This window comes from Pseudomonas sp. NBRC 111127 (assembly GCF_001320345.1).
GTDB lineage: Bacteria > Pseudomonadota > Gammaproteobacteria > Pseudomonadales > Pseudomonadaceae > Aquipseudomonas > Aquipseudomonas juntendi.
The window spans coordinates 1-11,351 of record NZ_BCBD01000176.1; the positions used below are offsets into that span (position 1 = coordinate 1).

Annotated in this window: 11 protein-coding genes and 3 pseudogenes; 9 read left to right on the plus strand and 5 right to left on the minus strand. The window is 56.2% G+C overall.

The genetic code is table 11. From position 1 onward, the window contains the following. On the minus strand, window positions 1–797 hold a 797-nt coding region (locus tag APH30_RS23360; protein ID WP_156326630.1), incomplete at its 3' end, for a DUF2254 domain-containing protein. Between the two features lie 20 nt (window positions 798–817). Further along, window positions 818–1,123 carry an AraC family transcriptional regulator gene (locus tag APH30_RS30040; RefSeq protein ID WP_156326632.1) on the minus strand — a complete coding sequence of 102 codons (306 nt, stop codon included), beginning with the start codon at window positions 1,121–1,123 and terminating at the stop codon, window positions 818–820. A gap of 229 nt (window positions 1,124–1,352) precedes the next feature. Here APH30_RS30040 and APH30_RS23370 point away from each other — a divergent pair. The 5 genes and pseudogenes from APH30_RS23370 to APH30_RS23390 all read left to right on the plus strand — a co-directional run. Beyond that, window positions 1,353–2,222 (plus strand): annotated as a pseudogene (locus APH30_RS23370) (TonB-dependent siderophore receptor); the annotation flags it as partial. Between the two features lie 272 nt (window positions 2,223–2,494). Beyond that, a complete protein-coding gene (locus APH30_RS23375; protein ID WP_256222121.1) occupies window positions 2,495–2,833 on the plus strand; it encodes a methylated-DNA--[protein]-cysteine S-methyltransferase in 339 nt (112 codons plus the stop codon). A 273-nt stretch (window positions 2,834–3,106) separates the two neighbouring features. Beyond that, complete coding sequence (locus APH30_RS23380; RefSeq protein ID WP_054913897.1) at window positions 3,107–3,595, plus strand: type VI secretion system tube protein Hcp; 489 nt, start codon at window positions 3,107–3,109, stop codon at window positions 3,593–3,595. Between the two features lie 9 nt (window positions 3,596–3,604). Further along, a complete protein-coding gene (locus APH30_RS23385; RefSeq protein ID WP_054913898.1) occupies window positions 3,605–4,582 on the plus strand; it encodes a hypothetical protein in 978 nt (325 codons plus the stop codon). Continuing rightward, a complete protein-coding gene (locus APH30_RS23390; RefSeq protein ID WP_054913899.1) occupies window positions 4,579–4,944 on the plus strand; it encodes a hypothetical protein in 366 nt (121 codons plus the stop codon). Before APH30_RS23385 ends, APH30_RS23390 begins: the two co-directional genes overlap by 4 nt. Window positions 4,945–5,246: 302 nt before the next feature. Here APH30_RS23390 and APH30_RS28365 read toward each other — a convergent pair. Next, window positions 5,247–5,393 (minus strand): annotated as a pseudogene (locus APH30_RS28365) (DNA-binding response regulator); the annotation flags it as partial. A gap of 354 nt (window positions 5,394–5,747) precedes the next feature. On the opposite strand from APH30_RS28365, the gene APH30_RS23395 reads away from it, so the two are divergent. The 4 genes and pseudogenes from APH30_RS23395 to APH30_RS28370 form a co-directional block, all read left to right on the plus strand. Further along, window positions 5,748–7,490 carry a copper resistance system multicopper oxidase gene (locus APH30_RS23395; protein WP_054913900.1) on the plus strand — a complete coding sequence of 581 codons (1,743 nt, stop codon included), beginning with the start codon at window positions 5,748–5,750 and terminating at the stop codon, window positions 7,488–7,490. Between the two features lie 14 nt (window positions 7,491–7,504). Further along, window positions 7,505–7,804: a hypothetical protein gene (locus APH30_RS23400; protein WP_177333780.1), complete on the plus strand. Its 300-nt coding sequence runs from the start codon at window positions 7,505–7,507 to the stop codon at window positions 7,802–7,804. Next, window positions 7,794–8,909, plus strand: a complete 1,116-nt coding sequence (locus tag APH30_RS23405) for a copper resistance protein B (protein WP_054913902.1) — start codon at window positions 7,794–7,796, stop codon at window positions 8,907–8,909. The genes APH30_RS23400 and APH30_RS23405 overlap by 11 nt, the downstream gene beginning before the upstream one ends. Before the next feature lie 9 nt (window positions 8,910–8,918). After that, window positions 8,919–9,377: pseudogene (locus tag APH30_RS28370) on the plus strand (cytochrome c); the annotation flags it as partial. 22 nt (window positions 9,378–9,399) lie between these two features. On the opposite strand, the gene APH30_RS23410 reads toward APH30_RS28370, so the two are convergent. Together APH30_RS23410 and APH30_RS23415 are read right to left on the minus strand one after the other, a co-directional pair. Then, window positions 9,400–10,863, minus strand: a complete 1,464-nt coding sequence (locus tag APH30_RS23410; RefSeq protein ID WP_054913903.1) for an amidase — start codon at window positions 10,861–10,863, stop codon at window positions 9,400–9,402. 61 nt (window positions 10,864–10,924) lie between these two features. After that, the coding region (locus APH30_RS23415) for an extracellular solute-binding protein (RefSeq protein WP_156326634.1) at window positions 10,925–11,351 on the minus strand (427 nt) is incomplete at its 5' end.

Consider the following 11,351-nt stretch of genomic DNA (forward strand, 5'->3'; position numbering starts at 1 on the left):
GCCGCCAGCGCCGAGCCCTGTGGAGGGGGCGAAGCTGTGGGTAGCAGCCGCGCTATGGGCGCGCCAATGTGAACAAAGGTGCCTGGCAGTACTTCCAGGTAGATCTTCAGCTGGTGCTTCTCGGCCACTGCCGCCAGGCCGCTGATATCGATGTGCTGCACGTAGCCGGTGTCGGGACTGGCAATCGTGAGCGCGCTAGAGGGCAGCACGCAGGATTCGGGGTAAGGGGCACCACCCAGATAGGGCCAGCGGGCGCGATGCTCCAGGGCAGCCAGTGTCGCGGCCTCGACCCGATCAATTGTCTCGCCGACTCTTCCAAGCGTGGATAGGTGACCGATCCAGCGTAACAGCGTGTACACGATCAGGACGATCATCAACAGGGTCACTGCAAAAAGCACCACCCGCCCCTGAGCCCCATAAGCACCGGTACTCAGCGCGATGATGCCGACCAGGCTGAACAGAAACGAGCCAATGAACGTGGCCAGTGCATTCTGCGTTGTCGAATCTTCCATCACCAAGGTGGTCGCCCTGGGTGTCACGCCATTACTGGCAGCACCGTAGGCAGAAACGATGATACTCAAGGAAAACGTGGTCACCGCCAGCATGCTGGAGGCGATGATGCCGAGTATCTTGTCGACCGAGTCTGCACCGATCTTCGCAGGCAGCGATGGCGGTACGAAGTCGCGCAAGGCGATGGCGAGCAAGGCCGTGACAACGCCAGCAAGCGAAAACAGCGTTGTCCGAAACCACAGGCGTTTTGTCACTTGACGCAGGACCCAGCTCAACCGAGTGATCATTGTTTCTATCCTTATAGTGGTCAACGCTTCCCGGGCCAAATGCTGTGCCCGAACTTACGATTCACGCGAGGCCGCTTTCGATACGACAACGGCGTCTCACCCGTCCATCGCTTGAAGGCTTTGATGAAACTGGTCGGATCAATGTACCCAAGGCGGGCAGAAATCTGTTCCACCGATAGCACATATTCGCGCAAGAACTCCCTGGCCAGCGCATATCGCACCTCATCGCACAATTTCAGGAAGGTGGTGTCCTCGTCGATCAACCTTCGCCGCAAAGTTCTTGGCGTCATACACAGGGGGCCCGCCACGGTATTCATATCCGGCATGATTCCCGGTTGCTTGATCAGAAGCTCTCTGACCTTGGCCGCCCAACCCGCCCGGGCCGATAGCGATCCAGCATGGCCCGGCACTGATTTTCCGCTGCTTTCAATGCCAGTTCATTGGCCTGTGCGAGCAGTTCCATGAGCGCTTGCGTATTCAGGATGGCCAGGTGGGACGGTGCATTGAATTGCGCCCGCACGCGACAGAAGCCCTCGTACCCCTGGATGGGCATCGGCTGGCAAATCCACTACCGACGAAACTCAATATGCCGCTTATCTCGCCACGCGCCTGCACGCCACCGACGACCTCAGTCTCTTGCTGGGTAGCCGCGTGATCGATTGGCATCGTGACATCGAGGATAAGCCCTACAATGCTGAGCAAACCAAGACCAAAGAGTCGGAAACCGGCGTCTACATCCCGTATGCTGGCGTGGTGTATGACGTCAACGAGACGTGGTCGCTGTATGCCAGTTATACGAAAATATTTAACCCACAGTCGTCCTGGGTTCGCGACATTGACAACAAACCACTGGATCCAATGGAGGGTACCGGGTGTGAAGTCGGCGTCAAGGGAAGCCACTTCGACGGGAAGTTGAACTCCAGCATCGCGCTGTTCAAGATCGAGCAGGACAACTTGGCGATCTGGATCGATACTCCAGGCGTTAACACGTATAGGTCGGAACAGGGAACCACTACCAAAGGCGCTGAGTTCACCCTGGACGGAGAGCTGGCAGAAGGCTGGCAGGCATCTGCCGGTTATGCCTATGCGGTCAGCACCGATGCTGACAACCAGCGTATCGTTACCAACCTGCCTCGCCACAGTCTCAAGACCTTCACCAGCTATCGCCTGCCGGGGATTCTGGACAAGCTCACCGTTGGCGGCGGTGTGAACTGGCAGAGCAAAACCGGTGCCGACCTGCACATCTTCACCCAAAGTAGCTATGCCGTCACCAACCTCCTGGCTCGCTACGACTTCAACCAGCATCTGAGTGCGTCAGTCAATCTAAACAACGTGTTAGACCGTGAATACCTGAGCTATGCCGGCGACCACGGTATGTACAGCGCTCCAAGAAATATCATGACGGGGTTCAAGTACAACGTTTGACGCTCGCGCACTTCGTGCTGATCCCGCGCTATCGGTTTCAATCCAGTATTGACGCCCGCAAATCCAAGGGCAATCGGCTCTGCTGGGAATCGGTGGCTCGGGAGCGCGCCTCTGTGGCGCTCGACTAATGGTTTCTCGGCGGTTTGATCCAGACAGGGGGGCGATTATGCAGCTACCGATCGACAGCTATTGGTCAATAGCTCTCGTGGTGAAGGACCACCTATCAACTGCCGAACGAGCGTGAACGCTGGAAAGTTGGCCTCGGTGCTATCATGCAAAAGTTGCTTGAGTACCTCGGCGGGGCCCGTCGTGATTTCTCGCTAAACCTGGCACCTCGTGGCAGCCACTTTCTCGAGCAGGCATGGGCAATGCTCGCCATGGTTCCCTACGGCACCGTCACCAGCTACGGTCAACTGGCCAAGAGCATGGGCAAACTGACGCTGCCAGAGCCATCGGTCAACCCGATTTCGATCATCGTGCCCTGCCACCGCGTGATCGCCGCCAACGGAAAGCTAAGCGGCTACAGCGGCGGTTTGGACAAGAAACGGGACCTGCTGCCCCTCGAAGCCGAGCATACCCGCGTGGACCTTCTTCAGGCCGCATTTAGCTGAGGCGCTTTCCGTGAGACCTAACTGGCCGCAGCATAGCAGGCAATTTTGCATGCGCCGCTCGTGAAGTTTTTGGTTGCAAGAACTGATCTTCGCCACCTCATTCCGCCTCGTCTAAACGCCCCATGAGCAACGCTTACCTGGGATATCCATCAGGACGACATGCTCGAAGCTACTGGTGTGGCTTCATTTATACGTGCCTGGGAACATTTCGTTGCTGCAGGTGTCGTATTCTCCCATCAGGATTCACCCAACCATTACCAAGGAGAGGTAAGCATGGCTTTCGACGCCTACATTCAAATCGAGGGTATTGCCGGCGAAGCGCTGGATGAGCAGTACACCAACTGGATTGAGATCAACAGCTACAACTTCGCTGTCAACCAAAGCACATCTGCCACCGCTAGCTCAGCTGGTGGTGCGACTTCAGGGCGTACGACCCTGTCTAATTTCACCTTTACCAAGTTTCTTGACTCCGCCAGCTGCAAGCTATTGGAGGCAAGCTGCGCGGGTGAACATCTCAAAGAAGTGAAGCTCGCGCTTTGCCGGGCAGGCACAGACAAGCTCAAGTACTACGAAATTGTCCTGGAAGAAGTGATCATTGCCGACTACTCGCAGAATGCCAGTTCAGGCGTTCCTATTGAGGTCGTTCAGTTGAACTACGGACGCATCAAAACTACCTATACTCGACAGAAACGAACTGACGGCAGCGCTGGAGGAAATGTGACGGGAGGTTGGGACCGGATCAACAATAAGAAGTATGCGTGAGGCAATCCGATGAGTGAGGCAATAAGCTTCGTTAATCCCAGAACCCAGTCCTACCAGTCTTTGAAAGCCAGCACTCCGCTATCTGGGCACGCCCGAGGCAAATTCGATATCCTGAATGCGCACATTGTCAACAGCGTTGTCCTGGGCGGTGAGCTGGTGATCGTGGGCGATTCCAACACACCCTCATGTACCAGCCACGAAGCGTCCCTGATGGCCCAGGCTGCTCAGATCCACGCTGGACTAATTACCAGTGGGGTGGATGCGGATGATTTCTTCCTGGAACACTTCGACTTACTGCAAAGTGTGCTTGCCAGCTCTTCAATGGGAGTTGGTGCAGTCGGTGACGGCTGGAGCCGGCATCTGCAAAATATCAAGGACACACTTGAGGAGATCGAAAAACTCCATCGCGATTACCTCGGCTCTGGCACCTTGAGTGCCCGCGACGCGTTTTATGCCAAGCGCACCGCTTTGTTCATGAAGCTCGAAAAGCATTTGGGGAGCCTGGCCGCGTACGGTTCAGGGTTACGTAATCAGGGAAAGATCAAACAAGCATTGAATATCTCGACCCGCAGCTATCTCCACACAGGTGAGATTGCCGGCTATGCCGATAAGGTATCTGGCGTTGCCAGAGCCTCCAACCTAGTTAAGAAAGGCACGTACATCGGCACTGCGCTGGATGTGGCCGCCACAGGCTTGTCGATTCATAAAGCCTGCACAATGGGTCGAGAGGACCAGTGCCGCCGCGCAAAATACGTTGAAGGCACGGCTTTGATGGGGAGCCTGGGGGGCGGCAGCGTAGGGGGGTTCCTAGGGGGTATGGCAGGAACTGGTATTTGCGCATTCGTTCTGGGGATTAGTACTGGTGGCCCAGGAGCGCTGGCTTGTGGTGTGGTCGGCGGTGCAGTAGGCGGTAAGTTCCTTGGCGACTTCGGGAGCGAGAGAGGCGAGAAAGTGGGTGATTTTTTATATCGTGAGGTATCGGAGTGAATCAAGTTGACCCTGGATTAATTGCGTTATTTATCCTTGCGCCCATGATTCTGGCGATGATCGTGCAGTGCTATATTGCGCATAGATACACTGAACACTTTGAGTCATTTCTTACGAACTGTACGTTCGTGACTGGCAATAAAAAAACATTCGAACATGCAGGCTTGCTTGGTAAAGTCATGCGTACGGGGTTGATCTCTATGGTACTTGCAATACCGACAATCTTTTTGCGCAGAGGCTTAATCGACTTCAATGAAGTCAAACGCTTTCCGCCGAGGATGAGACGATTGCTGGTGAGTCTGTTAGTCATCCACATCGTGTTGGCTACCGCGCTTACCATTTCCCATTATGCAGATCGCTGAAAATAATTGACTGGCATTATCGGGACGATGGCCAGATAGATGGCCTCGTCCCAGCTGGCCAACTCCAATCATTTTCAGTCCTAGTTAGAAGCGTAAAAATTCCTTTTAGATGAGCTGTCTACACCTTTAAGGCATCGCTCGTGATACCTCTGGTGGTAAGGATTGATCTTCGCCGCCATCTCACCTGCCCCTCCCATCTGTCTAATGTCCACACAAACAACCGGCAAAAATTGCCGCGCGCTTCGTGGAACTCCTTGACTACTAAAATCAAGGCTCCTGTTAGCTATGGTTCGGGACGCGGTGATCATCAGGTCATATGCCTCGCTCAGCGCGTGCTGCAAGGCATCGCTCCCAGTGACCACACGATGGACTGTAAAGCCTGCCTCTGTCAGCCCTTGCTGCAGGTATGCCCCGTTTTTTGGCCTATCTTCGGCTACGAGTAACTTCATCGGTTGCCCCCCCTCGGATGCCCTTCGTCTACAGCAAAAGCGGCACCCAACTCGAAGCTGACGGGAAAGTAATCTCGGGCTCAGCTTGCTGACAGTGCCGGGTGGCTAGCTTTAGCACTGTGAAAGGCCGGTTGCCGCCTAAAGCGCAAAGCACCCCGGCCATGAGAGCTGCTGAGCTGAGCTTACAGAAATGTACTCACCCCGGAATCTGAACTGTGGCAGCTTGCGGGTATGTCCTCCCTCAATTCTGGTGCTTTGTCGAAAGCTGCGAAGTTTGGGAGAGCTCAATTCATCAGATGGTTGCGGATCTCGCAGCTTGGATATCAGCGATCTACCTGACTGGAACGCAACGGCATGCAAAGCAAAACCACTCGACGTTCATTCGTCAAAGGCCTGGCTGCTACCGGACTACTGGGTGGGCTAGGTATGTGGCGCGCGCCGGTCTGGGCCGTAACGAGCCCTGGCCAGCCTAACATACTGACCGGCACCGACTTCGATCTCTACATCGGGGAACTCCCGGTGAACATTACCGGTGCAGCTCGAACGGCGATGGCTATCAACGGGTCGCTACCCGGACCGGTACTCCGTTGGCGAGAAGGCGACACAGTCACGCTGCGGGTGCGTAATCGCTTGAAGCAAGATACGTCTATCCACTGGCACGGCATCATTCTGCCGGCAAACATGGACGGCGTGCCGGGCTTGAGCTTCCATGGCATCGCACCGGACGGCATGTACGAGTACAAGTTCAAGGTCCATCAGAACGGCACCTACTGGTACCACAGCCATTCGGGCTTCCAAGAGCAGGTTGGTGTTTACGGTGCCCTCATAATCGATGCGATGGATCCCGAGCCTTTCACCTACGACCGTGACTATGTCGTCATGCTGAGTGACTGGACTGACGAAGACCCGGCACGGGTTATGTCCAAGCTAAAAAAGCAGTCGGATTACTACAACTTTCACAAGCGTACCGTTGGCGACTTCGTCGACGACGTGAGCGAAAAAGGTTGGTCTGCCACCTTAGCCGATCGAAAGATATGGGCTGAGATGAAGATGAGCCCAACCGACCTCGCTGATGTGAGCGGGTACACCTACACCTATCTCATGAATGGCCAAGCGCCAGACGGAAACTGGACGGGCCTCTTTAAACCAGGCGAGAAAATCCGGCTTCGCTTTATCAACGGCTCGGCGATGACGTATTTCGATGTGCGAATTCCCGGTTTGAAGATGACCGTTGTCGCAGCGGACGGACAATACGTACAGCCTGTGTCGATCGATGAATTCCGGATTGCCGTTGCTGAAACCTACGATGTCATTGTCGAGCCTGAAAACGAGCAGGCTTACACCATCTTTGCTCAGTCCATGGATCGCACCGGCTATTCAAGGGGCACTTTGGCTGTCCGTGAGGGCCTGCAGGCCCCGGTACCGACGGTAGAACCACGTCCCCTGATCTCCATGGGAGACATGGGGATGGATCATGGCAGCATGGGCGGCATGGACCACGGCAGCATGGCCGGAATGGACCATGGCAAGATGGCTGGTATGGACCACGCCAATATGGCCGCTAGCGGTGCCATGCAAAGCCATCCCGCCTCCGAATCAAACAACCCCCTGGTCGATATGCAGACCATGACGCCAACGCCGAAGCTGAACGATCCGGGAATCGGGCTTCGCAATAACGGGCGTCGGGTTCTCACGTATTTGGATTTGCGTAGCACCTTCATTGATCCTGACGGCCGTGAACCGGGCCGGACCATCGAGCTGCACCTTACCGGCCATATGGAGAAGTTCGCTTGGTCTTTCGATGGCATCAAGTTCTCTGACGCAGAACCGCTGCGGCTCAAGTATGGGGAGCGTCTGCGAATTACCTTGGTGAATGACACCATGATGACTCACCCCATCCACCTGCACGGAATGTGGAGTGACTTGGAGGATGAAGAAGGCAACTTCATGGTCCGAAAGCATACGATCGATATGCCGCCTGGCTCGAAACGAAGCTATCGCGTTACTGCAGATGCGCTCGGGCGCTGGGCCTATCACTGCCACCTCATGTACCACATGGAGATGGGCATGTTCCGAGAAGTCCGCGTGGACGAATGAACTGGAGATACGAGATGAGCAAACCAATGAAACGAAGCGCCTTTTTCCTGTCTACTGCGATGGTTGGCCTGCTGGCAGCCTACGCCCCGGCTTCCTGGGCCAATGAAAACCATGACCAGCACTCTCAAAAGTCGTCCGACGCAACACAATCGCACGGTTCGAAGAGCAAGCAAGCCCAGGGCATGAACCATGAAGGGATGGATAACGGCTCTATGGAGGGCATGGACCATGATTCCATGGAAGGCATGGATCACGGCAAAATGATGGAATCGCATGGCAGCGAAAAAGCTGAGGCAGGAAAAAATGGCCAATAGCGTTCCACGACCATCGCTGCTGGTATTGGCCGCTTCGCTAGGCGTGCTGGGCGTTTTGCCCAGCTTCGCCGCTGAAATGGATCATTCCGGGATAGATCACTCGGCAATGGAGCACGGTGCGATGCAGATGGACGACGTCTCATCACAGAATGCGCTGCCAGGCATGGACCACAGCCAGATGGGCGCGAGCAAGCAACCTACGCAGCCCGCCTCCGTTGATCACAGCAAAATGGGCCATGCGCAGCCCAAAACGAATGCGGCCTCGATGATTCACGGCAACATGGACCATGGAAGCATGAAGGGCATGGACCACGGGTCCATGAAAGGCATGGATCATGGCGCGATGGATCATTCCAAGATGGGACACGGCGAGGTTGATTCACCGAGCACAACCAGCCGTACGCCAATCCCGGTACTCACTGATGCCGACCGCCAGGCTGCCTTCCCCCCGCTTGAGGGGCACAAAATGGATGACAGCGGTACCAACAGCTTTTTCTTGGTTGACCAGCTGGAATACCAGGATGCTGACGCCGGTAGCACGCTTGCCTGGGACGCATCCGGTTGGGTGGGCGGTGACATCAACAGGCTCTGGATTCGCTCGGAGGGCGAGCGTACCAATGGGGTTACTGAAGATGCCGAGCTACAGCTCCTGTATGGCCGCTCCATAAGCCCTTGGTGGGATGTTGTCACCGGCGTCCGACAGGACTTCAAACCGGAAGATCCCCAGACCTGGGCCGCGTTCGGTATTCAGGGTATGGCGCTGTATGACTTCGAAGCGCAAGTCACGGCGTTTATCGGTGAGAACGGTCAAACCGCTGCCCGCCTGGAAGGTGAGTACGACATCCTGCTGACTAATCGTTTGATCCTTCAGCCAACCGCTGAGGCCAATTTCTATGGCAAGAACGATCCGGAACGCGGCTTCGGCTCTGGCCTGGCAAATACGGAAGTTGGGCTACGGTTGCGGTACGAAATTGTCCGCCAGTTCGCACCGTACATAGGCGTCACCTGGAGCCGTTCCTACGGCAAAACCGCCGACTTCATCCGGGATGAAGGTGGGAAAGTGGACGAAGCTCGCTTTGTTGCCGGTATTCGGATGTGGTTTTGAGAACTCACTATGAAAAGGACAATTACAACACGGGTGACGGCGGGTGCTGTTGGTAGCGCTGCAATGCCCGGCGCTGCTTGCTTCGGTCTCGTGAACGTTGGTGCGGATGTCGCGCACTTCCCCCGCTGTACAAGCGTTTTTGGCCATGGCGCGTGATCGCTCAATTGAAGTCCGTGCACGCGACATAGACGTCCCAGATCTTGAAGGCCCTACTCATATCCAAGCAGGGGCAGGCAATAACAACGCCATGTGTATCGGATGCCACCTCGCTCCTGGGGTGCAGAAAACAGAACTCAGCCAAGCCCTCTACCCCTCTCCACAAAGCCTCACCGAGATCGGCGTAAATGGCGATCCTGCAGCTGCATTCTGGACCATCAAGCGCGGTATCGAAGCCACAGGATGACTGCTTGGGGCAAGAGCATGGCAGCTCTCAGTCAGCGTCCGGCGAACTCACCTTCCGAACACCAGCATCAAGGGCGATGGCTCTGGATCAACGCTGAACATCCTGAAGCAATGGAGAAGGATGACGCTTGTACCAATCGCTAGCCCGCTCATAAGCGTGTGCGAGTTGCAGGACCGAAAGGTCGGCCTGATACCGGCCGATGATTTGCAGGCCCATTGGAAGCCCGCTTTCACTGAAACCTGCTTGTACATTTGCTACCGGGCAGCCAGACAATGTGCCAGGGATGACGACCTCCATCCAGCGATGATAGGTGTCCATGGTGATGTCGTTGATAGCCGCCGGCCATGGCAGCGTTTTGTCAAACGGGAAAACCTGGGCACTGGGTAATAGCAAGTAGTCGTACTGCTCGAAAAGCCGCGAGATGGACCGATACCAGTCGCTGCGCGCTACCGATGCGGCGAACACTTCACTGGCTGACAGTTTCAGGCCATTTTCTACCTCCCAGCAGGCTTCCGGCTTGAGCTGAGCGCGCTTTTGCGGGTCGGCATAGGCCGCGCCCAACGAGCCGGCCACCATCCAGTGGCGCAACGTGCGCCAACTGCCCCAAAGCTTCTGGGGGGCGAAGTCTGGTTGTACGGCTTCGATATGGCAGCCTAAACCTTCAAAGTCAGCAAAGGTTTTCTCGCACAGCTCAAGAATGCCCCGTTCCATCGGCAGGTAACCGTTGAAGTCGCCAAGCCAGCCAATGCGTGTACCTTTGAATTCGCGCTCTAGAGGCATGGCAAAGGCTGTACCGGATTCGCCGATCGACAACGGTGCTCGCGCATCCCCACCGGCCTGCACCGATAGCAGCAACGCCGCATCCTTCACACTGCGCGCCATCGGGCCTTCGTAACCAAGCTGGTCGAAAAACAGATCCGCACTGTCATCGAACGGCACACGCCCCTGGGAAGGTCTGAACCCGAAGATGTTATTGAACGCCGCCGGGTTACGCAGCGAACCCATCATATCGCTGCCATCGGCCACGGGTACCAGATGCATCGCCAGTGCTGCCGCCGCGCCGCCGCTGCTGCCTCCCGCCGTTTTGCTCAGGTCATACGCGCAAGCGGTAGGGCCGAACAACGGGTTATAGCTTTGCGAACCAAGCCCGAACTCCGGGGTGTTGGTTTTGCCAATTATGATCGCGCCAGCAGCCTTGATCCGCTCGACCATGATGCCGTCGCGCTCGGGCAGGTAATCCTTGAACAACGGTGAACCGAAGGTGGTACGTATCCCTTGCGTCAGTGACAAGTCCTTGATCGCATGAGGCAGGCCATGCATCCAGCCGCGGTATGCACCACGGGCCAGTTCGGCGTCGCGCGCATCGGCTTGAGCCAACAGGCTTTCAGGTGATTGCAGGCTGATCAGCGCATTCACCAGTGGGTTGAAACGTTCGATATGGGCGAGGTAAGTCTGCATGACTTCTCGGCAAGACACCTGGCGCAGGCGAATACGTTCGGCGAGCTCATGGGCCTGCAGCAGGACCAGTTCGCTGATGTGATTGGAATTCATGACTACGGCGCCTTTCAGACGGCTGGAGAAACACCCCGGCCTCGTGCCGGGGCGGCAGTGATCAACGCATCAGGCTGGTCCAGAGACGATCGGCCAGACGGATCGCGCCCTCGCCACAGGTCTTGCTGAACACCACGTGGGTGCCCTCGGGAATGTGCATTTCCGGTGCTTCCTTAAGCGACGCATCGAGAAACGGTTCAACGCCTTTGATCGGGCTTTGGTGCTTGAGGAAACGCTGCGTCATCGCCGAGTTTTCCGGCTGGCTGAGGAAGGCGATGAATGCCTTGGCATTCTCCGGGTGCTTGGCACCGGCGGGGATGACCATATTGTCGACCCATGCCAGTACGCCTTCTTTCGGGTAGAGATACTTCAGCGTCGGCTTCATCTCCCGCGCACGCATGGATGAGCCCCCCCAGAACATCGACATATCGATTTCACCCGAGGCAAGGTTTTCACGAATCGACCCCGCCTTTGAACTGTACGTCTTC